Source organism: Pseudoalteromonas sp. M58 (genome assembly GCF_042604605.1).
GTDB classification, from domain to species: domain Bacteria; phylum Pseudomonadota; class Gammaproteobacteria; order Enterobacterales; family Alteromonadaceae; genus Pseudoalteromonas; species Pseudoalteromonas tetraodonis.
The window spans coordinates 1,417,025-1,443,803 of the sequence record NZ_CP152390.1 but is presented as its reverse complement, the minus strand read 5'-3'; the positions used below and the strand labels follow the sequence as shown (position 1 = coordinate 1,443,803).

22 protein-coding genes are annotated in these 26,779 nt (G+C 40.8%); 10 read left to right on the top strand and 12 right to left on the bottom strand.

Annotated elements, in window-relative coordinates; all coding sequences use genetic code 11:
- Positions 1-3 precede the first annotated feature (3 nt).
- The 5 genes from crcB to lrp form a co-directional block, all read right to left on the bottom strand.
- Entirely contained in the window at positions 4-384 is a 381-nt protein-coding gene (gene crcB / locus AAGD16_RS06655) for a fluoride efflux transporter CrcB (RefSeq protein ID WP_010389726.1), read from the bottom strand.
- A complete protein-coding gene (locus tag AAGD16_RS06650; protein WP_377114460.1) occupies positions 377-1,720 on the bottom strand; it encodes a replication-associated recombination protein A in 1,344 nt (447 codons plus the stop codon). Before AAGD16_RS06650 ends, crcB begins: the two co-directional genes overlap by 8 nt.
- The gene (gene lolA / locus AAGD16_RS06645) at positions 1,713-2,339 is read right to left on the bottom strand and encodes an outer membrane lipoprotein chaperone LolA (protein ID WP_377114457.1); all 627 of its coding nucleotides are present in this window, start codon (positions 2,337-2,339) and stop codon (positions 1,713-1,715) included. Before lolA ends, AAGD16_RS06650 begins: the two co-directional genes overlap by 8 nt.
- A complete protein-coding gene (locus tag AAGD16_RS06640; RefSeq protein WP_377114454.1) occupies positions 2,339-4,828 on the bottom strand; it encodes a DNA translocase FtsK 4TM domain-containing protein in 2,490 nt (829 codons plus the stop codon). Before AAGD16_RS06640 ends, lolA begins: the two co-directional genes overlap by 1 nt.
- A 196-nt stretch (positions 4,829-5,024) precedes the next feature.
- Entirely contained in the window at positions 5,025-5,504 is a 480-nt protein-coding gene (lrp, locus tag AAGD16_RS06635) for a leucine-responsive transcriptional regulator Lrp (RefSeq protein WP_008110073.1), read from the bottom strand.
- Between the two features lie 139 nt (positions 5,505-5,643).
- Between lrp and ald the strand changes: the two genes are divergently transcribed.
- Positions 5,644-6,765, top strand: coding sequence for an alanine dehydrogenase (ald, locus tag AAGD16_RS06630; RefSeq protein WP_013464758.1), 1,122 nt, complete (start codon positions 5,644-5,646; stop codon positions 6,763-6,765).
- Positions 6,766-6,883: 118 nt separating this feature from the next.
- Here ald and pssA read toward each other — a convergent pair whose 3' ends face one another.
- Positions 6,884-8,209, bottom strand: a complete 1,326-nt coding sequence (gene pssA, locus AAGD16_RS06625) for a CDP-diacylglycerol--serine O-phosphatidyltransferase (protein ID WP_013464757.1) — start codon at positions 8,207-8,209, stop codon at positions 6,884-6,886.
- A 276-nt stretch (positions 8,210-8,485) separates the two neighbouring features.
- Here pssA and trxB point away from each other — a divergent pair, with 276 nt between their 5' ends.
- The 5 genes from trxB to infA all read left to right on the top strand — a co-directional run bounded on the left by trxB (position 8,486) and on the right by infA (position 14,479).
- Entirely contained in the window at positions 8,486-9,436 is a 951-nt protein-coding gene (trxB, locus tag AAGD16_RS06620; RefSeq protein WP_008110078.1) for a thioredoxin-disulfide reductase, read from the top strand.
- 326 nt (positions 9,437-9,762) lie between these two features.
- Complete coding sequence (locus AAGD16_RS06615) at positions 9,763-12,576, top strand: bifunctional aconitate hydratase 2/2-methylisocitrate dehydratase (protein ID WP_377114449.1); 2,814 nt, start codon at positions 9,763-9,765, stop codon at positions 12,574-12,576.
- Between the two features lie 180 nt (positions 12,577-12,756).
- Positions 12,757-13,473 (top strand): leucyl/phenylalanyl-tRNA--protein transferase, encoded by a 717-nt coding sequence (gene aat, locus AAGD16_RS06610; RefSeq protein WP_377114446.1) that lies wholly within the window; start codon positions 12,757-12,759, stop codon positions 13,471-13,473.
- Positions 13,466-14,170 carry an arginyltransferase gene (locus AAGD16_RS06605; protein WP_377114443.1) on the top strand — a complete coding sequence of 235 codons (705 nt, stop codon included), beginning with the start codon at positions 13,466-13,468 and terminating at the stop codon, positions 14,168-14,170. Before aat ends, AAGD16_RS06605 begins: the two co-directional genes overlap by 8 nt.
- A gap of 90 nt (positions 14,171-14,260) precedes the next feature.
- Positions 14,261-14,479 (top strand): translation initiation factor IF-1, encoded by a 219-nt coding sequence (gene infA / locus AAGD16_RS06600; protein WP_002962494.1) that lies wholly within the window; start codon positions 14,261-14,263, stop codon positions 14,477-14,479.
- Positions 14,480-14,670: 191 nt separating this feature from the next.
- Here the strand turns inward: infA and clpA are convergent, their stop codons facing one another.
- On the bottom strand, positions 14,671-16,932 hold the full coding sequence (gene clpA, locus AAGD16_RS06595) for an ATP-dependent Clp protease ATP-binding subunit ClpA (protein WP_377114440.1): 2,262 nt from the start codon (positions 16,930-16,932) through the stop codon (positions 14,671-14,673).
- Positions 16,933-17,000: 68 nt separating this feature from the next.
- Positions 17,001-17,309: an ATP-dependent Clp protease adapter ClpS gene (gene clpS / locus AAGD16_RS06590; protein ID WP_008110102.1), complete on the bottom strand. Its 309-nt coding sequence runs from the start codon at positions 17,307-17,309 to the stop codon at positions 17,001-17,003.
- A gap of 209 nt (positions 17,310-17,518) precedes the next feature.
- Between clpS and cspD the strand changes: the two genes are divergently transcribed.
- Both cspD and AAGD16_RS06580 read left to right on the top strand, forming a co-directional pair.
- Complete coding sequence (gene cspD / locus AAGD16_RS06585; protein WP_013464751.1) at positions 17,519-17,737, top strand: cold shock domain-containing protein CspD; 219 nt, start codon at positions 17,519-17,521, stop codon at positions 17,735-17,737.
- A gap of 453 nt (positions 17,738-18,190) precedes the next feature.
- Positions 18,191-20,413: an NADP-dependent isocitrate dehydrogenase gene (locus AAGD16_RS06580; protein WP_013464750.1), complete on the top strand. Its 2,223-nt coding sequence runs from the start codon at positions 18,191-18,193 to the stop codon at positions 20,411-20,413.
- 156 nt (positions 20,414-20,569) lie between these two features.
- On the opposite strand, the gene AAGD16_RS06575 is transcribed toward AAGD16_RS06580, so the two are convergent.
- The 3 genes from AAGD16_RS06575 to AAGD16_RS06565 form a co-directional block, all read right to left on the bottom strand.
- Entirely contained in the window at positions 20,570-21,811 is a 1,242-nt protein-coding gene (locus AAGD16_RS06575) for an amidohydrolase family protein (RefSeq protein ID WP_128583636.1), read from the bottom strand.
- A gap of 12 nt (positions 21,812-21,823) precedes the next feature.
- Positions 21,824-23,206 (bottom strand): amidohydrolase, encoded by a 1,383-nt coding sequence (locus AAGD16_RS06570; RefSeq protein WP_016899875.1) that lies wholly within the window; start codon positions 23,204-23,206, stop codon positions 21,824-21,826.
- A gap of 100 nt (positions 23,207-23,306) precedes the next feature.
- Positions 23,307-24,092, bottom strand: a complete 786-nt coding sequence (locus tag AAGD16_RS06565) for a hypothetical protein (RefSeq protein ID WP_013464747.1) — start codon at positions 24,090-24,092, stop codon at positions 23,307-23,309.
- 443 nt (positions 24,093-24,535) lie between these two features.
- Here AAGD16_RS06565 and AAGD16_RS06560 point away from each other — a divergent pair, with 443 nt between their 5' ends.
- Complete coding sequence (locus tag AAGD16_RS06560; protein WP_377114433.1) at positions 24,536-24,895, top strand: DUF3718 domain-containing protein; 360 nt, start codon at positions 24,536-24,538, stop codon at positions 24,893-24,895.
- 102 nt (positions 24,896-24,997) lie between these two features.
- Here the strand turns inward: AAGD16_RS06560 and AAGD16_RS06555 are convergent, their stop codons facing one another.
- Positions 24,998-25,690, bottom strand: coding sequence for a hypothetical protein (locus AAGD16_RS06555; RefSeq protein WP_064663098.1), 693 nt, complete (start codon positions 25,688-25,690; stop codon positions 24,998-25,000).
- 122 nt (positions 25,691-25,812) lie between these two features.
- On the opposite strand from AAGD16_RS06555, the gene AAGD16_RS06550 reads away from it, so the two are divergent.
- Positions 25,813-26,682: a fructosamine kinase family protein gene (locus AAGD16_RS06550; RefSeq protein ID WP_013464743.1), complete on the top strand. Its 870-nt coding sequence runs from the start codon at positions 25,813-25,815 to the stop codon at positions 26,680-26,682.
- The last annotated feature ends 97 nt before the right edge of the window (positions 26,683-26,779 follow it).

Here is a 26,779-nt window from a genome sequence, read left to right as displayed (position 1 = left end):
TTTTTAACCTTTTTGCATTACTAGCTGAAGGCCCAGCCAAGCCATAAAAATACACACCATCACGTTTAAGATGATATTGAGGGCCATTTTAATAAAGTGACCTTGTTGTAATAACAACAACGAATCCATTGAGAATGTTGAAAAGGTGGTTAACGCACCTAAAAAGCCAATTCCGATGAGGGTTTTAGCAGGACTGACGGCAATAACTTGTTTATCTATTAAACCGTATAAAATGCCCATCAACAATGAACCCAGAATATTAACCGTCAACGTGCCAAAAGGGAATCCCCTACCGAGGAGTTTTAGCATGGTTTCGCTAATAAAAAACCGTAAACAGGCTCCTGACGCTCCGCCAAGGGCTATCATCATGTAAAGTTTAATCATGCTCATAACGTTTTATTGGGCTTTGTGCGTCGCGCTCTTTTAAATAATCGAGCTTTTGTTTAATTTTTTGCTCAAGTCCACGATCACTTGGCTGGTAGTATTGTTTGCCATCCATTTCTGGCGGTAGGTATTTTTCGCCAGCAGCAAATGCGCCTTCTTCGTTATGCGCGTAACGATACTCTGCGCCATAGCCTAAGTCTTTCATTAAATTGGTGGGGGCATTACGTAAATGCTCTGGTACCGGGTAGCTTGGCTCGTTTTTAGCGTCTTGTTTGGCTTGATTAAACGCCATATAAACCGCATTACTTTTAGGTGCACTAGCCAAGTACAAAGTGGCCTGTGCAATGGCGCGCTCACCTTCGCTTGGGCCAACACGCTGAAAAATATCCCATGCGTTTAAAGCCACTTCCATCGCTCGTGGATCGGCGTTGCCGATGTCTTCTGTAGCAATTGCTAATAAGCGCCTTGCAACATAAAGCGGGTCGCCGCCACCGGCTAAAATACGGCAGTACCAGTAAAGCGCACCATCTGGCGAACTACCCCGTACTGATTTATGAAACGCCGAAATTAAATCGTAAAATTCATCGCCGCCTTTATCGTATTTGGCTAAATGGGTGGGGAGTACTTGGCTAAGTACCTGTTCGTCTATGTTGTACTTGCCGTTTTGCTCAGTAGTTAAATCGACTGCTTGCTCGAGTAAATTAAGCACTTTACGAGCATCGCCACCGCTTGCTTGGCACAGCGCTTGTTTGGCGTTATCTGCAATCACGATTTGCTTTTGGCTAAGTTGTTCGTCTTGTTTGAGTGCGCGCTCTATTACTGTGTATAAATCGCTTTCTTGCAAGGATTTTAATACATACACCCTTGCGCGAGATAAAATCGCATTATTAAGCGCAAATGAGGGGTTTTCGGTGGTGGCACCAACAAATATAAAAGTGCCATCTTCAATATGCGGTAAAAACGCGTCTTGCTGAGATTTATTAAAGCGGTGTACCTCGTCAACAAACATCAAAGTGCGCTGACCACGGCTTTGTAAGTTATCGCGCGCTTGGGTTACGCTATCGCGAATATCTTTAACGCCAGCGGTTACTGCCGACATTTGAATTAGTTCAGCGTCTGCATGGTTGGCAATAATTTGTGCCAGCGTAGTTTTACCTACCCCTGGCGGGCCCCATAAAATTAAACTATGGCAGCGCCCTGCTACTATCGCTTGATGAAGAGGTTTATCAGCGCTGAGTAAATGTTGCTGCCCTATGTAATCGTTAAGCGATAAAGGGCGCATACGCGCAGCGAGTGGGCGCACATCGGGCCCAAAGTTAAATCCTAAATTACTCACCGTTACTCTGATCGTCTATTTCTACACCCGCTGGCGGGGTAAATTCAAAAGTTGTTTTATCAAGCTCAGTATTAACCTGTGCATTGCTAAATGTAAACGCAGATAGCTGGCCTGAGTTATCTTTAACTACCAGTTTTGCAAGCCCTTGCTCGTTATCAGCAAAAGTAATATCAAGCTGCTCTACTTGGCTTTCTACACCTTTATTTGGGGTAATGCTAAAGCCTAAGTCAGTAGCGATCACACTGTATTTTTCCCATTGCGCAGGGTCTTTAGAGGTGAGCAATATAAACGGCGTTGAGTCAATTAAACCGCTGGTTTTCATAATGGTTACTTGCTCAGCAAAGCTATCAAAGTAATAGGTTTTATCGCCGTTTGATACAAATAAAGTGTCGTCTGGGTTAGTTTGCTGCCAGCGGATCATTAATGGCTGTTGCAACGTAATATTGCCTTGACCTTGCATTACCAGTTGGCCTTCACCGTCGGTTACGTTTTGTTTAAATTGTGCTTTAAAACTTTTTAAGGTCGATAACTTATCTTGTAATGCTTGGCTGTCGTCAGCAAAGCTTGGCATCGCCACTAAACTGCCCAATACCAATAATAAACTACTTAATTTTTTCATTAATTTGCTCCATTAGGTACTAATACATCGCGCGCGCCGTTGTGTCCTGGTGCACTCACGATACCTGATGTTTCCATTTGTTCTACTAATCGTGCAGCACGGTTATAGCCTACACGTAATTTACGTTGCACTGATGATACCGACACTTTACCGGTTTCTATTACAAAGGCGACCGCTTCGTCGTATAACGGATCTGACTCTTCATCGCCATTTTCACTGGCTTCCCCTGGTAATAGAATATCTTCCGTGGCATCGCCATTTAAAATCTCGTCTATGTAATTTGGTTTAGCACGGGCTTTCCAATCGTTTACTACAGCATGTACTTCATGGTCGTCTACAAACGCGCCATGCACACGCTCTGGCACACTGGTACCTGGCGGTAAATAAAGCATGTCACCCATGCCTAATAAATTTTCTGCGCCTTGTTGATCCAGTATGGTGCGCGAGTCTATTTTACTTGATACCTGAAACGCCATACGTGTAGGTATATTCGCTTTAATTAAACCGGTTATTACATCAACCGACGGACGCTGCGTTGCCAAAATTAAATGAATACCCGCAGCACGCGCTTTTTGCGCTATACGGGCAATTAACTCTTCAACTTTTTTACCTACAATCATCATCATGTCGGCAAATTCGTCAATAACCACCACTATGCTAGGTAATTTATCTAGCTCATCGGGGCCATCTTTCATGCCGTCGGTGTCTTTAAATAATGGATCCATAATTGGGTAGCCCGCTTCTTTGGCTTCCATTACTTTTTGGTTGTAACCTTTTAAGTTACGTACACCTAAAGCCGACATCAGCTTATAACGGCGTTCCATTTCACCTACACACCAGCGCAGTGCGTTAGCGGCTTCTTTCATGTCAGTTACAACTTCACACAATAAATGCGGAATGCCTTCGTAAACTGAAAGCTCAAGCATTTTCGGGTCAATCATGATCATACGTACATCTTCAGGGCCCGATTTATACAGTAAGCTTAATATCATTACATTAACGCCCACTGACTTACCTGAACCGGTTGTACCAGCTACCAGTAAGTGTGGCATTTTACCTAGGTCGGCACACACAGGTTGCCCTGCAATATCTTTACCTAGCACCATGGTTAATGGCGAGGGATTTTGCTCAAACTTAGGCGCGTTTATGACTTCTGATAAACGTACAATTTCACGGTATTTATTAGGCAACTCAATACCGATATAGGTTTTACCAGGAATAACTTCAACCACGCGCACACTAATTGCCGAAAGTGAACGCGCTAAATCTTTTGACAGCCCTGTAATTTTAGACACCTTAATACCCGGTGCTAAATCAAGCTCAAAACGAGTAACAACAGGCCCTGGATATACTCCAACTACGGTTGCTTGTACGTTAAAATCGAGTAATTTTGTTTCTACAAGGCGCGATACACTATCAAGCTCTTCTTGCGAAATTGGGTTTTTAGCTTTGTCGGGTCTGTCGAGTAAATCCAGTGACGGCAATGGCCCCGGAGGTGGCTCTTGCTCTAATAATTGTTCAAACTTCTCTTTTGCAGTTGGCGGCGGTTGAAACCCTGATTTTGGCTTGTTAATTGGCCTTGCTGGTGAAACCACGGTTGTTGCTGGTTTTTCAGATTCAACCACAGGGCTTTGATCCAGCGCATTAAGTGCTGCCTCGGTGTCCATCGGTTCATCGTCTATGGCGCTGAAACTAATTTCTTGATCGAGTATTTGGTCAAGCTCGTCAAACGGCATAAATTCGTCGTCTTGAGGGGCATTAACCTTAGTTGCTGGTTTATCAATTGCTTTTGGTTTGTCTGCTACTTTATTAGCAAGCTCAGGTTCTTGTTGGCGTGTATCGTCTTCAAAATAAGCATCAGGTTGCTCGTCTTGTACTTTACCTGCAATGCGTTCACGTTGGATCCAGCCCCGGGCATAGGTCACCAAAAAGCGGTATAACCTAACAATTAAATCACCTAAGTAATCAACAAATTGTACCCACGACACACCTGTTAATAGGGTTAACCCTGCAAAAAAGAAACACAGTAGTAAAATAGAGGTACCGGTAAAATTAAACGCTGGCATCATGGCGGATGCAATCACATCACCCACTACCCCACCGGATGAAAAATTATAAATATCATCAAAATTAATACTGCTAATAGCGGTGGCTGAGGTAATAAACAGCGCAAAACCAATAATGCGTAATCCAAGTGTGGTGTAATCGAGTTGTAAAATACGGTGTGGCTGCTTAAACACCAAGTAACCTAGCAGCTGAATAGCCGCTGGCACAAAATAGGCAAGCCAGCCAAAGGTAAGTAATAGTATGTCGGCCACCCACGCGCCCGCTGTACCCGTAATATTTTGTACGTTGGTAAATTCACCCGTTTGCGACCAAGCAGGATCGGCAGGATGAAAACTAATTAAAGCACATAAAATAAATACCGCTGCAAAGGTGCTGACGATGAGCCCCGTTTCTAATAGTCTTTGTACACCGTTTAGGCGCATAATTACCTATCCCTCATTATTATTTTTTACACTCACTTGGCAATAGAATACCTTAGCAGGAAATGTATTTTGATGCACTTTATCTTAACCATGATGGCCTGATTATGAACAAGTTTTTATTATTTAGTCGTACACTTATTAAAAAAGCAAAGTTGGCTGCAACAATAAAAGTATATTAAAGGCTGTTACTCTATCATTAAGCAACAAAAGGACGGATAACCACGCCCTCTTCACCTTTTACTTCTTCCATGACTACATAGGTGCGGCTTTCACTCACATTAGGCAGCTTTAATAATATATCACCGAGCACGCCTCGGTATTCTGACATATCGTTAACCCGGGTTTTTAATAAAAAGTCGAAATTACCCGAAACCAAATGACATTCTATAATTTCTTCGTGCTTTCTAACAGCGGCACTGAACTCTTCAAATACGTCGGGCGATGTTTTGGTAATGGTTACTTCCACATACACAGAAAGCCCTTGGCCAAGCTTGGCAGGATCAACCACGGCTTTGTAGCCTAAAATATATCCTTCGCGCTCTAGCTTTTTCACTCGCTCTAGACAGGGCGTGGCGCTTAGGCCAACTCGTCGGGCCAGTTCAACATTTGACAGGCGGCCATCGAGTTGTAATTCGACTAAAATCTTGCGATCAATACGGTCTAATAAGTTATGCATAGCTTTTTAGTTTTTTATTCTAATAAAATCGATTTAACAGATACTAACACTACAAAGACCTTAAAAAAAGGTGAGACACACTACCCTAGCATGAATATAATAGTGAAAAATTTTTATCCCGTTCTAACAAGGCAAAATTATGATTATTGGTGTACCTAAAGAAATTAAAAACCATGAGTACCGTGTAGGTATGGTTCCTGCGAGTGTTCGCGAACTTGTAAATCACGGTCACCAAGTGATTGTTGAAACTAACGCTGGTATGGGCATTGGTTTTACAGATGATGATTATGTTCAAGCAGGTGCTGAAATTTTAGAAACAGCTGCTGACGTTTTTGCAAAAGCAGAAATGATCATCAAGGTAAAAGAGCCACAAGCTGTTGAACGTGCAATGTTACGTGAAGACCAAATTCTTTTCACTTACCTTCACCTTGCACCGGATCTTCCACAAACTGAAGACCTTGTTAAAAGTAAAGCAATCTGTATTGCTTATGAAACAGTGACTGACGCACGCGGCGGTTTACCACTATTGGCACCAATGAGTGAAGTAGCGGGTCGTATGTCTATTCAAGCAGGTGCACAAGCGCTAGAAAAAGCAAACCACGGTCGTGGTATGTTACTAGGTGGTGTACCAGGTGTTGAGCCAGCTAAAGTTGTTGTTATTGGTGGCGGCATGGTTGGTCGTAGCGCTGCACAAATGGCGGTTGGCTTAGGTGCTGAGGTTGTTGTACTTGACCGTAACATCGACGTACTACGTGCACTAGACGCACAGTTTGGTAACAAAGTTAAAGCTATTTACTCAACAGCTGACGCGCTTGAAAAGCACGTACTAGAAGCTGACCTAGTAATTGGTGGCGTGCTTATCCCAGGTGCTGCTGCACCTAAACTAGTGACTGCTGAACACATTAAAGCAATGAAGCCAGGTGCTGCTATTGTTGATGTTGCGATTGACCAAGGTGGTTGTATTGCAACCTCTAAAGCAACTACGCACGCTGATCCTACTTTCATCGTTGATGAAGTTGTTCACTACTGTGTTGCTAACATGCCTGGTGCTGTTCCACGTACATCTACGTTTGCACTTAATAATGCAACATTACCGTTCATCATTAACCTTGCAAACAAAGGTTACAAAAAAGCACTACTAGATGACGCTCACTTCTTAAAAGGCTTAAACGTAATTAAAGGCCAAGTAACATACAAAGAAGTAGCTGAAGCGTTCAACATGGAATATGTTGACCCACGTACTGCAGTAGAAAACGCGTAACAATAATAGTTACCGCTTATACCTAAGTCATTATTTAGGTATAAGCATTAAAAAAGCAGCTAATTAGCTGCTTTTTTTGTATCTAAATTTTAGGGTCTGTGGTCAACAGACCCTCGTATTATATAAATCGTTTAATAATAAAATCGACTTTTACGCGCTTAGCTTGACCAAGCAGTTTTTTCACCGGCTGCGGGTAATCGTCCATGGTTTCTAAATCATCAGGGCCGGTTAAACGACGACAATGCTTTAAAATTTCTTGGCGTTCATTATCGATGTCGCGCATTATCGTTTGTTCAGGATCTTCTATTAGAATGCCATTTTCGATATCGAGCCCCCACGCACGCGGATTTAAGTTATGCCCACTGAGTAAATGTACTTTGCGGTCGCAGCAAATCCCTTTTAGATGGAACGAGTTACTCTCGTGTTTCCAAAGGTATACGTTTAGGTTGCCATTATCTATGTGGCGTTTTTGCGATTTTACAAACTTGTGCAAAATAGTTTCGTATAAATAAGGCAGTGCACCAATTTTACTAAATGGCTCGCTAGGTGGCAGGTAAAAATCGTTTGCGGTTTTATCGCCCACCACAATAGTCACCTGCTTACCTTGCTTTAATAAGCGACGTAAAGAGCGCATTAAAGGCGCTGGAAAATTAAAATACGGCGTGTATAACACCAACTCTTGCTCGGTGGTATCAAATAACGCTTTAATTAAGCGATTGAGCTCGTTATTACGACGGCCTAACCCTAAAAATAAACGAATACCCATTGCATGGGTATTAAACTCTTGCGCATTTTTATAGCTTGCCGATTTAAGCTCACGCATAAGTTGCTTTTGTTCAAGCTTAAAGTCAGCCATACGTTTAAGCGGTCGTTGATCAATTCTTGGTACCGCTTCAGAGCTTAATAAAGTTGATTCGATAAAATCGACTACTGAGTCACATAATTCGCTTTGCGATACTAAAAAGTAGCGATCGAGCCGGTATCGGTCGCTATATTGCAAATACACATTATTTAAACTGGCACCGCTGTAGAGCAGTGTGTCGTCAATAACAAAGCCTTTTAAATGCAACACCCCAAACAGTTCTTTTGCCTTTACGGGGACACCATACACTTGAACGTTTGAATTAAATTTTTCTAAATCGTCGCAATATAAGCTTGCATTGCCCTCTGACTTTTCAGCTCCAATTAAACCGCGTTGCGCACGATGAAAATCCACCAATACTTTTATCTCAAGCGCAGGATTAGCTAACGAAGCACTGTGCAGTGCAGCTAATATTTCACGACCCGCTTCATCATCTTGTAAGTAAAGTGTGGTGATATAAATTCGTTTTTTTGCGTTGGCAATTAAATCTAACAATTGCGTACGGTATTCTTGCGCATTGGTTAAGACGTTAACGTCTTTTGAAGTCAACCCAAATGCGGGTTTCTCTTGCCAAAATAACATAGTTGCCTATTCACTTAGGTCACATAATTAAGCAGTGACAAATCAAAATTAGTTAAAAGATAACAAAAAAAATCAGGCTGGTCATGAATTAACGTCGTTTTATTGGCTAACAGTCTATTTATTAGTCGAGCACTGCTTGTAAGTCATTTGCTAGTACACATTAATGAACAGCTTCGGAATTTGCGAAAAAAAATAATCTCATCTTTTATTTACTTCCTGCTTGTTTTTCTTAGAATCGGGCGCATTAAAACCGTATTAAACGTTTAGGAAAAGATCATGACTGAAGCAAAACATTGTAAGTTACTTATTTTAGGTTCGGGCCCTGCAGGCTATACAGCTGCAGTTTACGCTGCACGTGCTAATTTAAACCCTGTTTTAATTACAGGTATTCAACAAGGTGGCCAGCTAACAACCACCACTGAAGTTGAAAACTGGCCTGGCGATGCACACGGTTTAACTGGTCCTGCATTAATGGATCGTATGAAAGAGCATGCAGAACGCTTTGAAACTGAAATTGTGTTCGACCACATCAATAAAGTTGACGTATCTAAGCGCCCTTTCACACTAACCGGTGACCAAGGTACTTACACCTGTGATGCTTTAATCATTGCAACAGGTGCCTCTGCTAAATATTTAGGCTTAGAGTCTGAGACTAATTTCCAAGGTCGTGGCGTTTCAGCTTGTGCAACCTGTGACGGCTTTTTCTATAAAGGTCAAAAAGTAGCGGTTGTTGGTGGTGGTAATACAGCGGTTGAAGAAGCGTTATACCTGTCTAACATTGCTGATGAAGTTCATGTTATTCACCGTCGTGATAGTTTCCGTAGTGAAAAAATTCTTGCTGACCGACTTGCTGAAAAAGCTGCGAACGGTAATGTTGTCATGCACTACAACCGTACACTCGATGAAGTGCTTGGTGACCAAATGGGTGTTACCGGCGTTCGCATTAAAGATGTAGCATCAGATGCTACTGAAGAACTTGATTTAGCGGGTGTGTTTATTGCCATTGGCCATAAGCCAAACACCGATATGTTTGAAGGTCAGCTAGAAATGAAAGACGGCTACTTAGTAGTTGAGTCTGGTCTTAACGGTAATGCAACACAAACTAGTGTGCCAGGCGTATTTGCTGCCGGTGATGTGTCTGATCATATCTACCGTCAAGCAATCACTTCTGCGGGTACTGGCTGTATGGCTGCACTTGATGCAGAACGCTTTTTAGATAACCTATAAGTTTTCATAACATATAGTAAGGGCTGAATTTTCAGCCCTTTTTTTGTGGCCAAAAATTATAAAGGCTCATCCAACACCGAAAAGTACTCATTGCAGCCGTATAAACATTCACAAAATTTATACTGAAAATCAATCGTATTTATACAATTAATGGCTTAGGTACGATAGGATCTAAGGGTGAGCAACGAATACCGTCAAATTATATAAGTAAAACTAGCTATAATTATCGTCAGGAATAAAAGCTTTATTCATTTAGGCATTACTAGAGACTGTAAAATCAGTTAAAATGCTTAACTTCATATCAAGTAAATTACCGAGAGTTTTCTATGAGTTTGTATACAAAATATATGGAAGAAATCCAAACCCGTAAAACGGAGCTTGGATTAAGCCCACAACCAATCGATAGCGCTGAACTAGTATCAGAAATAATTAATCAAATTAAAGATACTAATAACGAGCACCGTAAAGATTCACTGCATTTCTTTATTTATAATACTTTACCTGGAACAACTAGTGCTGCGGGCGTTAAAGCACAGTTTCTAAAAGAAATCATTTTAGGTGAAGAGCACGTTGCAGAGATCACTCCAGAATTTGCATTTGAACTGCTTTCACACATGAAAGGCGGCCCGTCAATTGAAATGCTAATTGATTTAGCATTTGGTGATGACGCAGCAATCGCAGCACAAGCGGCTGAAGTACTTAAAACTCAGGTGTTCTTATACGATGCTGATATGGAGCGTATTAAAGCGGCCTACGAAGCAGGCAATGCAATTGCTAAAGAATTACTAGAGAGTTTCTCAAAAGCTGAATTCTTTACAAAACTACCTGACATCGAAGAAAAAATCGAAGTAGTAACTTACATTGCTGGTGAAGGCGACATCTCAACTGATTTACTGTCTCCAGGTAACCAAGCACACTCACGTGCTGACCGTGAATTACACGGTAAGTGTATGATCACTGAAGAAGCACAACAAGAAATCGTTGAACTTCAAAAGAAACACCCTAATGCTAAAGTAATGCTTATTGCTGAAAAAGGCACAATGGGCGTTGGTTCATCTCGTATGTCTGGTGTAAATAACGTTGCACTTTGGGCAGGTAAACAAGCAAGTCCATACGTTCCTTTCATCAACATTGCACCTGTTGTTGCAGGTACTAATGGTATCGCACCAATCTTCTTAACGACGGTTGATGTAACCGGCGGTATTGGTCTTGATCTTAAAAACTGGGTTAAGAAAGTAGATGCAGACGGCAATACTGTAACTGATGAAAATGGCGATGCAGTGCTTGAAGAAGCTTATTCAGTTGCCACAGGTACTGTATTAACAATCAATACAAAAGAGAAAAAGCTTTATAACGGTGATAAAGAACTGGTTGATGTATCATCAGCGTTCACACCGCAAAAAGTTGAATTCATGAAAGCTGGTGGTTCATACGCTGTAGTATTTGGTAAGAAACTACAAACGTTTGCTGCTGAAACGCTCGGCATTGAAACTCCTCTTGTGTATGCACCTTCAAAAGAAATTTCACATGAAGGCCAAGGCTTAACAGCGGTTGAAAAAATCTTTAACCGTAATGCGGTAGGTGTTCTATCTGATACACCACTTCATGCAGGCTCAAACGTTCGCGTTAAAGTGAACATCGTTGGTTCGCAAGATACAACCGGTCCAATGACAGCACAAGAATTAGAAGCGATGGCGGCTTCAACGATTTCACCACTTGTTGATGGTGCTTGTCAGTCTGGTTGTCACACTGCATCAGTATGGGATAGCAAAGCACAAGCTAACATTCCTAAACTAATGGCGTTTATGAATAAGTTTGGTTTGATCACTGCACGTGACCCGAAAGGCGTTTACCATGCAATGACTGACGTTATTCACAAAGTATTGAACGACATTACAATTGATGATCGCGCTATCATCATCGGTGGTGACTCGCATACTCGTATGTCTAAAGGCGTTGCCTTTGGTGCCGATTCAGGTACTGTTGCTGTTGCACTTGCAACCGGTGAATCAGCGATGCCGATTCCTGATTCAGTTAAAGTGACGTTTAAAGGCAAAATGGCTAAGCACATGGATTTCCGCGACGTTGTACATGCAACGCAAGCGCAAATGCTTAAGCAATTTGGTGGCGAAAACGTATTCCAAGGTCGTATCATTGAAGTGCATATTGGTACCCTAATGGCTGACCAAGCGTTTACTTTCACTGACTGGACTGCAGAAATGAAAGCGAAAGCGTCAATCTGTATTTCAAATGATGAAACGCTAATTAAGTCAATTGAACTTGCTAAATCACGTATCCAAATCATGATCAACAAAGGTATGGATAACGAAGCGCAAACGCTACAAGGTCTAATCGACTTAGCTGACAAACGTATTGCAGGTATTCAATCTGGTGAAGAGCCAGCACTTTCTCCAGACGACAACGCTAAATACCACGCAGAAGTTGTGGTTGATTTGGACCAAATCGTTGAGCCAATGATTGCCGATCCAGACGTGAACAACGATGATGTTTCTAAGCGTTATACTCACGATGTGATCCGCCCTGTTTCTTTTTACAACGACAAACCTGTTGATTTAGGTTTCGTTGGTTCATGTATGGTTCACAAAGGCGATATGAAAATTATTGCTCACATGCTGCGTAACCTAGAAAAGAAAAACGGTTCTATCTCATTCAAAGCACCATTAGTTGTTGCGCCACCAACATACAACATTGTTGATGAGCTTAAAGCGGAAGGCGACTGGGATATTCTTGCTAAATACGCTGGTTTTGAATTTGACGATGAAAAACCAAAAACAGCGGCACGTACTAAGTATGAAAATATCCTATACCTAGAACGCCCTGGTTGTAACTTATGTATGGGTAACCAAGAAAAAGCAGAACCTGGTGACACTGTTATCGCAACATCAACTCGTCTGTTCCAAGGCCGTGTAGTAGCCGATACATCTGAGAAAAAAGGTGAGTCACTACTAGGTTCTACGCCGGTTGTAGTACTTTCTACTGTACTTGGTCGTTTCCCGACTATCGAAGAGTATAAGTCTGCGGTTGAAGGTATTGACCTTACCTCGTTTACACCTGTTGAAGAAGCAATGACAACTAAGTTTAACGCTGGACAAGCAGTACCTGTAAAAGTGGTTAGCTAATTCGATTAGTTTACCATTTAATTAAGCGCGTTTTTTAACGCGCTTTTTTTATGTCTAAAATTTACCTAACAGGAATGTAAGCCCAGCTCAACCCTATGGACAACAAAATAATTTGTGGTTTGTGATTTTAAAGCAACAGGTTACACTTTACCTTGACCATGCAGTTATTCAATCGGTGTTATGACTAAACAACTCTATCAACTCGCTCAAAGCCACTTTGCTTTTCCTGATCCCAACCATGCATTAGATGATCCCGATGGTTTACTTGCCATTGGTGGATGCTTATCGGTAGCGCGATTAAAAAATGCCTACAGCCAAGGTATTTTTCCGTGGTTTAGTGAGCACGAGCCAATTATGTGGTGGTCGCCTAGTGAGCGCGGTATTGTTGAGCTCAATGACTTTCATGTTAGTAAAAGCCTACGAAAACATTTAAAAAAGCATCCGGTCACCGTAACCATAAACCATGCCTTTGAAGAAGTGATAGAAGCATGTCGCGATCAACGTATTGATACCGATGGCACCTGGATCACCCCACAAATGCAACAGGCGTACATTAATGCCCATCACCATGGCCTTGCTCATAGTTTAGAGGTTTGGCGCGAGGGAGAGCTTGCAGGTGGCTTATATGGGATTATGCAAACCGGTGTTTTTTGTGGTGAATCAATGTTTCATCATCAAACAAATTGCTCCAAACTGGCTATGTGGGCGCTAGTTAATTGGCTTAAACGCCATAATGCTCATTTTATTGATTGCCAATTAGAAAATCCTTATTTAATGTCGTTAGGTGCCAGCGTTATTCCACGTGAAGAATTTTTAACTAAACTTAATAAAGCACAATGTTACACCCCACCTGACAGCATGTGGCAACCACAGGAGCTATTAGCGATTTATGAATGAACAACTTCCCGCTCGTATTGGCCTAAGCCAACCATTTGAATGCAGTTATTTGCCTAACCGCCAAGAGCAACTGTTGGTCATACTCGATCCAAGTTGTTACAGCAGCAATAAGTTTGAGTCATTATTAGGATTGGGCTTTCGTCGCAGTGGTAACCAAATTTACCGTCCGCACTGCCCTATTTGCAGCGCGTGTAGTTCTGTGCGCGTTTTAGCTGATGAGTTTATGCCGACAAAATCGCAAAAACGTAAACTTAACAAAGCAAAAAACCGCTTTGAGGTAAAATATTCTCAAGTTGAACGCGAACAATACTATCCACTTTACAGTAAATACATTAGCTTGCGTCACCAAGACGGTTCTATGTATCCACCTGATAAATTACAATTTCAAAGCTTTTTGTTTTGTAGTTGGTTAACCATTACTTTTATAGAGCTTTGGGATCAAGATAACTTAGTGGCTGTTGCTGTAACTGATTGTATGGACAACGCTATTTCGGCAATTTATACATTTTTTGACCCTGACTATGAGCACTTTAGTTTAGGCACTGTAATGATATTACAGCAACTCAAATTTGCTAAACTACAACAAAAACAATTTGTTTATTTAGGCTACCAAATAGATGAATGCGACAAAATGAACTATAAAACGCAGTTTTTACCTGCTCAAAAACAGTGCAATGACCAGTGGCTGGCTATTTAATTTACAAAAATAGCCCCTGCGCCTTTACTTATTGGCGTATTTTGGGCAAAATCTGCAGCGTTTAACTATTAAAGAGGTGTTACGCTAAACATGGCGAAAGAAGACGTAATCGAAATGCAAGGGACAGTCCTTGATACTTTACCAAATACAATGTTCCGAGTTGAGCTAGAAAATGGTCACGTAGTTGTGGCTCATATTTCAGGTAAAATGCGCAAAAACTATATCCGTATTTTAACCGGCGATAAAGTAACGGTAGAAATGACTCCTTACGATTTATCGAAAGGTCGTATCGTATTCCGTGCTCGCTAAGTAAGTGCGTAAACGAGATTTAGTTTTTGGCTAGTGAAAACTAGCTTTAAGCGTTTATTAAATGTAATTAATGGTAGTAGCCAGTAATTACATTTAATAAACAAAAAACCCAGCCTTTGCTGGGTTTTTTGTTGTCTATTTCTTTGGCAAATAAAAAAGCCTGCGCAAAGCAGGCTTTTGTATAACGACCATTAGGCTGGGGTTAAATCACTTTCGTAATCAAAACGCAGCTTTTTATCTTTAACCGATACTTTTACTGTACCGCCAGAGATTAGCTCGCCAAACAGTATTTCGTTTGCTAATTGCTTTTTAAGGTCTTCCTGAATAACACGTGCCATAGGGCGTGCGCCCATTGCTTTGTCATAGCCTTTGTCAGCCAACCATTCACGTGCTTTAGACGTCAGCTCAAGATTAACTGATTTCTTGTCTAGTTGCGCTTGAAGCTCCACAACAAACTTATCAACCACTTGTAAAATAACTTCTTTATTAAGGTGATTAAACCAAATAATGTTATCTAAGCGGTTTCTAAATTCTGGTGAAAATACTTTATTAATTTCACCCATTGCATCGTGCGTATGGTCTTGCTCACTAAAGCCAATCGACTTACGTGTGGTTTCTTGAACGCCGGCATTAGTGGTCATCACCACCACGACGTTTCTAAAGTCGGCTTTACGGCCATTATTATCAGTTAGCGTACCGTGATCCATAACTTGCAATAAAATGTTGTAGATATCTGGATGGGCTTTTTCAATCTCATCCAAAAGTACAACAGCGTGTGGATTTTTAATGACCGCTTCTGTTAGTAAGCCGCCTTGTTCAAAACCAACATAACCCGGAGGCGCACCAATTAAACGGCTCACCGCATGGCGCTCAACATATTCAGACATATCAAAACGAATAAACTCAACGCCCATACATTTAGCTAATTGCTTGGTAACCTCAGTTTTACCTACCCCCGTTGGGCCTGCAAATAAGAATGAGCCTACGGGTTTGTTCTCATTCGCTAAACCTGAACGCGACAAACGAATGGCAGAAGTTAATGCATCAATAGACTGATCTTGCCCAAACACTAACATTTTTAAGTTACGGTCTAAGTTTTTCAGCGTTTCTTTATCAGACGATGATACATTTTGTGGCGGGATACGCGCCATTTTTGACACAATCAGCTCGATATCAGAAACACCAATCGTTTTTTTACGTTTAGAGGTAGGTAACAAGCGTTGGCTTGCACCCGCTTCATCAATAACATCAATCGCTTTATCAGGCAGATGACGTTCGTTAATGTACTTAGCGCTAAGCTCGGCTGCCGCCTTCAACGCTTTTTGCGTGTAACGAATACCATGGTGTGCTTCATAACGCTCTTTTAAGCCGTTAAGAATTTTAGTGGTGTCTTCCACACTGGGCTCAAGCACATCAATTTTTTGAAAGCGACGTACCAAGGCACGGTCTTTCTCAAAAATGTTTTTGTACTCACCATAGGTGGTAGAACCCATACAACGCAATTGACCACTAGAAAGTAGCGGTTTAATTAAGTTTGAGGCATCCATTACCCCACCCGATGCAGCACCTGCACCGATAATGGTATGAATTTCATCTATAAATAAAATAGAGCCTGGTTTAGCTTGCAGCTCTTTTAATAAGCTTTTAAAGCGCTTCTCAAAATCGCCTCGGTATTTAGTACCTGCAAGCAAAGCGCCCATATCTAATGAGTAAACAACCGCATCAGCAATAACTTCAGGCACTTGCTCGTTAACAATTCGATACGCTAAACCCTCAGCAATAGCTGTTTTACCAACGCCGGCTTCACCAACCAGTAATGGGTTGTTCTTTTTACGACGACACAACACCTGTACAGTGCGTTCTACTTCGCTGTCGCGACCAACAAGCGGGTCAATGTTGCCCTCTTTGGCTTGTATGTTGAGATTAGTGGTGAAGCTGTCGAGCTTACTCGCTTCTTCACTGGCAACTTCTTGCACTTCTTCATGTATATCGTCAGTGTCATCGCCTAATTCGTCGTCACCTTTGGCAATCCCATGAGAAATAAAATTAACAATATCAAGGCGAGAAATATCATTCTTTTTAAGTAAATAAACTGCTTGGCTTTCTTGCTCAGAAAAAATAGCCACCAGCACATTTACACCAGTCACTTCATTTTTTCCCGAAGATTGCACATGAAATACTGCGCGCTGTAATACACGCTGAAAACCAAGCGTTGGTTGAGTTTCGCGTTCTTCTTCTAAATCAGGAATAACCGGTGTGGTTTCATCAATAAATTCAAGTAACTCTGTTTTTAATCCAGAAATGTCAACACCACACGCATTAAGCGCTTCTCCAGCTGATGGATTATCGAGTAGAGCTAATAAAAGATGCTCTACGGTCATAAACTCATGACGACGTGTACGCGCTTCACGAAACGCGGTGTTCAAAGTTAGTTCTAAGTCTTTATTTAGCATTGGCAACCCCTTACAGAGATAATAATTTTATACCGCACTTCAAAGATGAAAGTTCACCTTTGTGGTATTTATTCCTGCTCACAACTACATAGCAGTGGATGCTCGTTATCCCTTGAGTAGCGGTTAACTTGCTCAGCCTTGGTATGTGCTACATCTGCGCTGTAAACACCACAAATGCCCTTACCTTGCTGATGTATTTGCAGCATCACATCAGTTGCTCTATCGCTATCCATATTAAAAAACGTCATCAAGATCTCAATTACAAAATCCATCGGCGTGTAATCATCGTTGTTTAACACAACTTTATATTTTCGCGGTGGCTGCAACTTTTGCTTTTCACTATCGCGAACGGTGTCGATAACACCAGAATCTTTCATACCACTCATAATTAAATATAGTCTTGTCTTTGTAACTCAAGCAAACTTGAATAAAAAAATAAATAAAATGTTAAAAAATAACCCAAAACACTTGACTGGTTGCTTAAATAAACTACAGTCAAATGGTGATTGATTAAACCTTAGTCAGTCTAGCAAACAATACAGTTTAGGATAACTAAATTAGTCAACTTATAGAAGGATGTAGAAGTATGGCTTGTGGTAAAGTCAAATGGTTCAACAACGCCAAAGGTTTTGGTTTCATCGTAGAAGACGGTTGCGAGAACGACATTTTTGCTCATTACTCCACTATTGTAATGGACGGATACAAGACGCTTAAAGCTGGTCAAGATGTTACCTTCGAATTACAACAAGGCCCTAAAGGTCTACACGCTACTAATATAGCCCCTAACGGCGATATTTTAGAGTGATTGTAAATATGAGACTAAAGCGAGAGACCTATTTAGATCCTCGCTTAATTCCCTAAAACCCCTAACCACTTCCATATTAATTGCTTCATTGTTCGTTAATTCAACCCCACTCCTTGATTTTATTTTATCTACCCCAATAATTTCACTATTAGATGTTTAACTGCTGGCGTTTGGCGCGTAATCCTAGCCCTTTTTAGCCAAGCTTGTTACACTCTTTATCCTGTAAAACGTAATTACTTTAGCCTAATGGCTAGTTTAGATTTACATAAATTTTAGTTATAAAAGACACTAGTCCGTCAGGTGTGATTATTCTTACCTTGTTTAGGTTATACGAGTACCAACACCTAACAGACTACTCATTGCATACATTAATACTTTATTTATAAGGTATTAGGCGATGATTTCTTTGCATTGTTGAATTTGGCCAATGCGGCCTACTATCTAGGAATGATGATGACATCAAAAATTATCTATACAAAAACGGACGAAGCTCCGGCATTAGCAACGTATTCGTTGTTACCAATTATCCAAGCGTACACAAATGCGGCAGGTGTTGAAGTTGAAACACGCGACATCTCACTCGCTGGTCGTGTTATTGCGAGCTTCCCGGATTACCTAACAGAAGAACAACGCATTGGTGATGCACTTGCAGAACTTGGCGAAATGGCGAAAACACCAGAAGCTAATATCATTAAATTACCGAACATCAGTGCCTCAGTTCCACAACTTCGCGCTGTAATTAAAGAGCTTCAAGAAAAAGGTTATGCACTTCCAGAATACCCTGTAGAACCTAAAAACGATGAAGAAAAAGCGATTCAAGCCGCCTATGACAAAATTAAAGGCAGTGCAGTAAACCCTGTACTTCGTGAAGGTAACTCTGACCGTCGCGCACCAAGTTCAGTAAAAGAATATGCACGTAATAACCCACATTCTATGGGTGCATGGAGCAAAGATTCACAGTCTTATGTTGCAAGCATGGAAGAAGGTGACTTCTTTGGTTCAGAGCAGTCACTAACTGTTGATGAAGCAACGGATGTTCGTATTGAACACGTAGCGGCTAATGGCGATATCACTGTACTTAAGCAAAGCACACCGCTACTTGCTGGTGAAGTTATTGATGCATCACGTATTAGTGCTGCAAAATTACAAGCATTCCTTGAAGCTGAAATTAATGCAGCTAAAGAAAAAGGCGTGTTATTTTCGCTTCATATGAAAGCGACCATGATGAAAGTATCTGATCCGATCATCTTTGGTCACGCTGTAAAAGTATTTTACAAAGACGTTTTTGCAAAACACGGTGCACTTTTTGAAGAGCTAGGTGTTGATGTAAATAACGGTTTAGGCGATGTGTACTCTAAAATTCAAACTTTAGATGACGCTAAGCGCGAAGAAATTGAAGCTGACATTCAAGCTGTTTACGCTGACCGCCCTGCTATCGCAATGGTTGATTCTCATCGCGGTATTACAAACTTACACGTACCAAGTGATGTGATCATCGATGCCTCTATGCCTGCTGCAATTCGTTCAAGCGGTCAAATGTGGAATAAAGACGATAAATTACAAGACACAAGCTTTGTAATTCCAGATCGTTGTTACTCTGGCGTTTACCAAGCAACGATTGATTTTTGTAAAGAGCACGGTGCATTTGATCCTACGACTATGGGTAGCGTACCAAACGTTGGCCTTATGGCTCAAAAAGCAGAAGAGTACGGCTCACACGATAAAACATTTGAAGCAAAAGCTGACGGTACTATCCGTGTTGTAGACACAAACGGTAATACATTACTTGAGCACAGTGTTGAGAAAGGCGATATCTGGCGCATGTGTCAGGTTAAAGATGCACCTATTCAAGATTGGGTTAAACTTGCAGTAAACCGCGCTCGCGCAACAGGTAATCCGGCTATTTTCTGGTTAGATGCAGAACGTGCACACGATGCTGAGCTAATCAAAAAAGTAAATAAATACCTGCCAGATCACGACACTGCTGGCCTAGATATTCAAATTTTATCGCCAATGGATGCAACCTTGTTCTCACTAGCACGCATCAAAGAAGGTAAAGACACAATTTCTGTAACAGGTAACGTGTTACGTGATTACTTAACAGATTTATTCCCAATTTTAGAATTGGGTACCAGTGCTAAAATGCTTTCAATTGTGCCACTAATGAATGGCGGTGGTTTATTTGAAACTGGTGCGGGTGGCTCTGCACCTAAGCACGTTCAACAATTCGAAAAAGAAAACCACTTACGTTGGGATTCTTTAGGTGAATTCTTAGCACTTGCTGCGTCACTTGAGCACCTAAGCACAACAACAGGTAACAAAAAAGCACAAGTACTTGCAGATACACTTGATAAAGCTACCGGCACATTCTTAGCTGAAAACAAGTCGCCTTCACGTAAAGTAAAAGAGATTGATAACCGTGGTTCTCATTTCTTCTTATCTTTATTCTGGGCACAAGAACTTGCTAAGCAAAATGATGACAGCGAGCTTAAAGCGCAGTTTACGCAAATTGCTAGCGACCTTGAAACTAACAAAGAGCAAATTGTTAGCGAGCTAAACGATGCACAGGGTCCAGCAATGGACATTGGCGGATACTTCCAGCCAAATGACGATGCAGCTTTTAAAGCAATGCGCCCAAGCACAACATTTAACGAGATTTTATCTAAACTGGTATAAATCCATTAAATGAATGAAAAGGCGCTCCAAAGAGCGCCTTTTTTTGTGCCTAATAGCTATTCGCTTATTTAAGTGGTTTACTTTGCGGATTAGTATAAGTAAAAGGCATTCATAAAAAAGGCCGCTAATGCGGCCTTTATATTCAACTAAACAAGTTTATTTAGTGTATGCACGTGGCATGTTTGATTCTGTTGTATAGCGCTCACGCAGTTTATCTTGGCGAGATTCAGTACTTACCTCAACCCCATTAATAAACATTTTATTTACGTGGCTGCTCAGCTCAAACGGGTCATTACTCCACATTACAACATCAGCGGCTTTACCCACTTCTAAGCTACCAGCATTAATACCAAATACATCAGCCACATTTGAAGTCATCGCTTTTAATGCGCCTTGCTGGCTCATACCGTAAGACACTGCATTACCGGCATCATAGCGGAGCTGGTAAACATTATGACTGGCATCGCCACCCACAGTTAAAAGTACTTTAACACCTGCTTTTTCTAGTATGCCGGCATTATTTAGGCTTGCATGTAATGAATCAAAACTGCCTGGTAAGTTATCCATTGCACTGATGATCACAGGAATACCCGCTTTTGCGATACGATCTTTAACTACAACGGCATCTTGCGCACCATTAAGAACAATATTTACCCCAAACTGCTGTTTCACTTTTATAAGTTCAACAATATCCGATGCACGCGACACACTAATTAGTAATGGCATATCGCCTTTTAGTACTTTAGCCATTATTTTATCTTCAGCACTTGGCTTAGCATCGTCTTTTTTAGCTTCTTTGCTTGCTTTAGTTTGGTGATCATCTAACTTATTGATCAGTGTTTGCAACGTAAATGCACGAGAGCCTTTGCTACGCTCACCCAAATGAACCACTAATGCCGCTTGCTTTTTGTTTACGCTTTCAAAGCTACCACTTAAATCCACCACACTGGCAAGGCCCGCAAAAATACTGTCACCACCGTATGGAGTGATTAAGTCACGAGTAACACCGCCTTTACGTGCATAAGGGATTAGGCTTGAACGAGGGTTAAATGCCAAGCTTGCATCAAAATCAATACCTGCTTTTTCTTCTCCCGCATCGCGAGAGCCTGCAACCGCACCTACTTCAACTAAACCAAGTTGATTTACAGTGGCAATAAAACCAGGGGTCACGATTTGACCTTTGGCATCAATAATTTTATCTGCTTTAACATCGCTAGGATTGATTGCAGTAATTTTGCCATCATTCATTACGATGCTGGCAGACTCTAATACGCCTTGATCTGATGATGTATGTAAAGTTGCATTAATAATAGCAAGAGATTGAGCGCTCACCGCACCCGATGCTAGTAACCCTGCAGCAACCAGAGAAAGCGAAAACGAACGTGATAATTTTTTCATTCTGGGTGCTCCTTATTGTTGACCTAACATAAAATCACTTTGTGCTTGGAATGCGCTATCGTTTCTATCGTAAACTTTTGCGCCATCAACAAACACTTGCTCTGCTTTTGCGTAAACGCTAAATGGGCTTTGATTCCAAATAACCACATCAGCTTGTTTACCTGCTTCAAGTGAGCCTGTTTTATCTTCAATGCCGAGTGATTTAGCGGCATTAGCCGTGATCCACTTAATTGCATGCTGCTCAGAAATATCAAAACCATTTTGGTTTGCACTGTACATTACTTTTGCGGCTTCTTGATTTAAGCGCTGAATCGTCGTGTCTGAGTCTGAATGCACAACGGCACATGAGTTTTTAACTGCATCAACAATCGCTACGTTCTCTTGTACCATATCGTAGGCTTCCATTTTAAAGCCCCACCAGTCTGGCCAAAGTGCTGCACACGAGCCATTTTCAGCCAGTAAATCTGCGATTTTATAAGCTTCAATACCGTGATGGAATGTACCCGCATGGTAATTAAACTCTTTAGAAAGGTCGATCATCATCGCCATTTCTTCAGCTTTATAACAGTGATTGTGAATACGAACCTCACCCTCTAAAACACCGCGAAGGGTATCGTATTTAATATCGCGGTGTGGAGCTTCTGGGTTTTTACCCGCAGCGTAATCAGCATCGTATTTATCCCAAGCACGCTTGTACTCTTGCGCACCAATCCAAGCTGTGCGATAGCCTGCCATATTACCCATACGTGTCATCGGTAATTCACCTTTACGGCCATAAACGCGTTTAGGGTTTTCACCACACGCCATTTTTAAACCGTATGGTGCATCAGGAAACTTCATCCCTTGCATGGTGTGAGCCGGTACATTTTTAAGGGTAACGCCACGTCCACCAAATAAATTAGCTGAACCTGGTAAAATTTGTAAAGAGGTAATACCGCCTTCACGTGCGCGATTAAAGCCTGGATCTTGTGGCCAAATTGAATGCTCAACCCATACTTCTGCTGTATTTGGGCTAGTCATTTCGTTGCCATCTTGGTGAGACTCAACCGACGGATTTGGATAAGCACCTAAATGAGAGTGAACATCAATAATACCTGGTGTTACCCATTTGCCTTGCGCATCGATAGTGGTGTCTGCGTTAGCGGTTAAATCTTTACCAACTTGCTGTACTTTACCATCAACAAGTAATACATCGGCTTCATCTAAACGCTCACCCGTGCCTGTTAATACAGTGGCATTGGTAATTAATGTGCTTGATGTAGCAACGGGTTGATAAGTACTTGGGTATGGGTTTTTATTAATGGTTACTTTTGCATCTTGCGGGCCGCTTTCTTGGCAACCAACAAGAGCCGCTGCTAAACCAACAGCTAACAATGAGGGAGCAAATTTTTGCATGTTTTTAGGTTCTCCTGTTTTTTTACTACTTTAGCGAAAGCAAACGCATAAAGCTAAAAAAACAGGTGAAAAGGCGGTTATTTAAGGTGAGTTTCTGTAATTATTTTTTTATATAATTGTTATAAAGCTTATCCAGTGCCCCTTCAGTGGTGAGCGATGGATCTTTACTAATAAAGTGTTTAACCGTTCGGGTTACAAAATCCGAATTTTGCTTATGTAATTTTGAAAAATCTTTAATTAATGTATTACCATCTTTTGCGGCGGTGACTTTATCATGACGATGCCTGTATTGGCTCAATGCCTTATTAAAATCGCCTTGATAATCCTCGACTAAAATTTTATAAAAATCACTTTTTTGTACTTTTAATACAGTAATGCAATAGTTAAGCGCTTCTTTAAAGTCGGTAAATACGGTGCCTTCTACATCAAACTCTTTGGTTTTTTCGCGCACCGTAACGCGCGCTTCTTCAGTGGCATAACTAAACCCTGTAAAGGCGAGTCGCTCAGCCGCTTCTTTACCGAGTTTCATGCCCGCTTGAATGCTGTGCGCAAATTCATCGCTCATGTCGCCAAGCTCGCTTTCTTCCCACATGTTGTACACACGTAAGGGCTTGGCGTATTTATTTGATAGTTTCTTTTTAAGCTTACTAAAACGCTCATCAATGGTCATTAAGCGTTCATTATGAAGTAATGCATGGCATTCATAACAAGCCGCAATAGCAACAAAATCTGCTTCTTCGCCTAAATCAATAATACTTTGTAACATGTGCAATGGTGGGCAATGATCGCGCTCTGTTGCCTCACACCCGCAATAAAAACATTGGTTAAAATGCTGTTGCTCACACGCATAAGCTTGCTGGTAGTAACTGGCTAACGTTTTATTCACAATTGCGCTCCAAAAATATAAAATGCCACAAATTTAGGGCGCGATAATAACAGTCTGAAAAAATATTTCAGTATGAAAACGCTAAAGTGTGTCAAAAATAAATTATTTAACCTGAACTTTGGTTAAGAGATTTACTAATATATTGAATTATATTAATAATTTAGTTCGTTTTCTCCAGCTAGAAATTTACAGTGAAAACAAGGCGAATTTTCGCGTCAATAGCGGGCCTATTGCAAGTAAATTCAACGCAGTTAGCGCTGAAAATAGCTGCTTGAGATAGATTTATTATCCATAGTTCAGGTTACTTATGAACAACTTTTCATACACCTACAAAATTGCATAATTTATATACACATCTTCTTACAGCTTGTCCCATTCAGTTAACAACATTCTGGCTACATTAAACAATACTTAAGTTGCACATAAACAAAGAGGAAAATACTATGATTTCTTTCAAAGCAACTCTATATTCAACTGTATTATTGGGCGCAGCAACATTAACAGCGCCTGTAATGGCAACCACTTTTGTTGCCGCTGATTCATCACCCGGTACACAAGTTTGCATGGCCGTTGCATCTAACAAACAACTGACACTGCACAAAACAATTAAAGAGCTCCATACCAACAAGCATGTAATTGGCAAAAAATTACGCTGCAATGATTTATCAATGAATGATTTTGTAGCGCTTTATGATTTAAACAAATCTGCACGCTTTTTCAATATTGAGGCTACCACCAGCACATCAATAAGGGATTTGGCAAAGGTAAATAAACCGATGGTGGTTATTATGGCGGGGATCTAAATAACCTAAATTATGACTAGGAAATCGGTTTTTAATACGTTCAATTTATGCGAATCAAACACGTTAAGCAGGGCTTAGTACCTGCTTAACGTGTATTTATTATTAAATAAGCGCTGCCAACAAACCAAACAAGCCACCAAATACCCCACCCCATACAACGAGCCAACCTAAGTGTTCGCGGATCATAGTTTGAATTATTTCTTTTACCATTTTAGGGGTGAGTTCATCTAAGCGTTCATCCACTAATTTGAGTACTGTATTATGTAAATTTTCCGCGTTGTTGCCTTGAGTAAGCATATCGCTTAGTAGCATTTTAAAATCGTCGGTGCCGCTTATTTGCACCAGTGATAATTGCATTTTTTCGATAAATTTTTCTCGCATTGGCTCAACGGCTTCAGTGCCGCCAAACATTGCCAGCATGCTGCCAAATTGTGATTGCTCTATCACCACTAACAAATTATCGAAAGCGGGATTTAAATCTACCTTTTCAATTACCGATTCAAAGTCTATCGTTGGCTGCGCCTTGCTTAGAAGCTTGTCTATTTTATGCTCAGAAAAGAACTCCGTAAGTATTAAATTTCTTATAGCTACTTTAAAGCTTTCAAACTTGAGCGCAATCACCCCCGATCCATATAAAAACGGGACTTTTTCAAATAGCATATGAATAGCGAGTAAGTTTGTAACCGCACCAGAGAGTGCAAATAAGCCCACCGAAAGTACAATGGCTTGATCAAATACAAAACCAATAACAACACAACACGCTGCCAATAAGTTAGTGATAAAACTTTTATTCATTTTTATTCCATTTCAGTGATTTCTATCAGAAATTGATAGTCTTAATTTTACACCGATTAATTTGTTTATTTAATCCCTTTTTGCCATAGTTTATTTATAGGTTTAAAAGGTGAGCAATTGTTATGTGGAAAACAATCAATCAACAGATCAGCCAAGCTATCCATTACGATTTTAAACACACCCATAAACGTCAGTTGCAAAACACATCAACCGATAAGCTTTTCCATATAAGTGATGGCAAGCACAATTATTTAGTTAAAATTGCGCAAAAGAATGAGCTCGATCGCTTTGAAGCACAAGCACAGGGCTTAAAACAACTCACTCAAAACAGTATATTTATGGTGCCCGACTGTATTACAACTGGCGCCAATATAGAATATGCGTTTATTGTATTAGAGTGGCTTACACTTGATGACCTTCCCCACACGCATTGGTCAACGATGGGTGAACACCTTGCCATGTTACATCAAAAACACGAGCAAGCGATGTTTGGTTTTGATACAGACAATTATTTAAGCTCTACGCCTCAACCAAATCAATGGCATAAAAAATGGGATGTATTTTTTGCAGAAGAACGTATTGGTTGGCAATTACAGCTATTAGCTGAAAAAGACATTGTGCTGGCAGACCCCGAACAACTGATAAATTTAGTAAAAGAGCAACTGCATAATCATCATGTTTTGCCCTCATTATTACATGGCGACTTTTGGCGCGGAAACATGGGATTTGTAAATAATATTCCGACCCTATTTGACCCTGCCTGCTATTACGGTGATCGAGAGGTCGATATTGCTATGAGTGAATTTTTTGCTCCATTACCCGATGAATTTTATAGCGCCTATGATCATCATTATCCACTCTCTCAGAACTACCAACATCGTAAGCTTATTTATCAGCTTTACCCTATTTTGAACCATGCCAATATTTATGCAGGCCATTACCTAAATCAGGCAAAAGAACACGTTGAAAAACTACTAAACTTAAATAAATGAGTAAACAAAATATAAGCACTATACTTATACTTGAACTCTACAAAATAAATCTATTCAAGCGTTATTTTTAGGGCTAATTGCATTGAATTTATTTGTA

What these genes read in the sequence shown, in the direction of transcription:
- AAGD16_RS06555 (WP_064663098.1), bottom strand. Translation starts at nt 25,690, where the DNA reads ATGAATAAAAGTTTTATCACTAACTTATTGGCAGCGTGTTGTGTTGTT.
- AAGD16_RS06605 (WP_377114443.1), top strand. Translation starts at nt 13,466, where the DNA reads ATGAATGAACAACTTCCCGCTCGTATTGGCCTAAGCCAACCATTTGAA.
- AAGD16_RS06570 (WP_016899875.1), bottom strand. Translation starts at nt 23,206, where the DNA reads ATGCAAAAATTTGCTCCCTCATTGTTAGCTGTTGGTTTAGCAGCGGCT.
- clpS (WP_008110102.1), bottom strand. Translation starts at nt 17,309, where the DNA reads ATGAAAGATTCTGGTGTTATCGACACCGTTCGCGATAGTGAAAAGCAA.
- ald (WP_013464758.1), top strand. Translation starts at nt 5,644, where the DNA reads ATGATTATTGGTGTACCTAAAGAAATTAAAAACCATGAGTACCGTGTA.
- AAGD16_RS06575 (WP_128583636.1), bottom strand. Translation starts at nt 21,811, where the DNA reads ATGAAAAAATTATCACGTTCGTTTTCGCTTTCTCTGGTTGCTGCAGGG.
- clpA (WP_377114440.1), bottom strand. Translation starts at nt 16,932, where the DNA reads ATGCTAAATAAAGACTTAGAACTAACTTTGAACACCGCGTTTCGTGAA.
- cspD (WP_013464751.1), top strand. Translation starts at nt 17,519, where the DNA reads ATGGCTTGTGGTAAAGTCAAATGGTTCAACAACGCCAAAGGTTTTGGT.
- aat (WP_377114446.1), top strand. Translation starts at nt 12,757, where the DNA reads ATGACTAAACAACTCTATCAACTCGCTCAAAGCCACTTTGCTTTTCCT.
- pssA (WP_013464757.1), bottom strand. Translation starts at nt 8,209, where the DNA reads ATGTTATTTTGGCAAGAGAAACCCGCATTTGGGTTGACTTCAAAAGAC.
- infA (WP_002962494.1), top strand. Translation starts at nt 14,261, where the DNA reads ATGGCGAAAGAAGACGTAATCGAAATGCAAGGGACAGTCCTTGATACT.
- AAGD16_RS06560 (WP_377114433.1), top strand. Translation starts at nt 24,536, where the DNA reads ATGATTTCTTTCAAAGCAACTCTATATTCAACTGTATTATTGGGCGCA.
- lrp (WP_008110073.1), bottom strand. Translation starts at nt 5,504, where the DNA reads ATGCATAACTTATTAGACCGTATTGATCGCAAGATTTTAGTCGAATTA.
- AAGD16_RS06550 (WP_013464743.1), top strand. Translation starts at nt 25,813, where the DNA reads ATGTGGAAAACAATCAATCAACAGATCAGCCAAGCTATCCATTACGAT.
- AAGD16_RS06640 (WP_377114454.1), bottom strand. Translation starts at nt 4,828, where the DNA reads ATGCGCCTAAACGGTGTACAAAGACTATTAGAAACGGGGCTCATCGTC.
- AAGD16_RS06615 (WP_377114449.1), top strand. Translation starts at nt 9,763, where the DNA reads ATGAGTTTGTATACAAAATATATGGAAGAAATCCAAACCCGTAAAACG.
- lolA (WP_377114457.1), bottom strand. Translation starts at nt 2,339, where the DNA reads ATGAAAAAATTAAGTAGTTTATTATTGGTATTGGGCAGTTTAGTGGCG.
- crcB (WP_010389726.1), bottom strand. Translation starts at nt 384, where the DNA reads ATGATTAAACTTTACATGATGATAGCCCTTGGCGGAGCGTCAGGAGCC.
- trxB (WP_008110078.1), top strand. Translation starts at nt 8,486, where the DNA reads ATGACTGAAGCAAAACATTGTAAGTTACTTATTTTAGGTTCGGGCCCT.
- AAGD16_RS06580 (WP_013464750.1), top strand. Translation starts at nt 18,191, where the DNA reads ATGACATCAAAAATTATCTATACAAAAACGGACGAAGCTCCGGCATTA.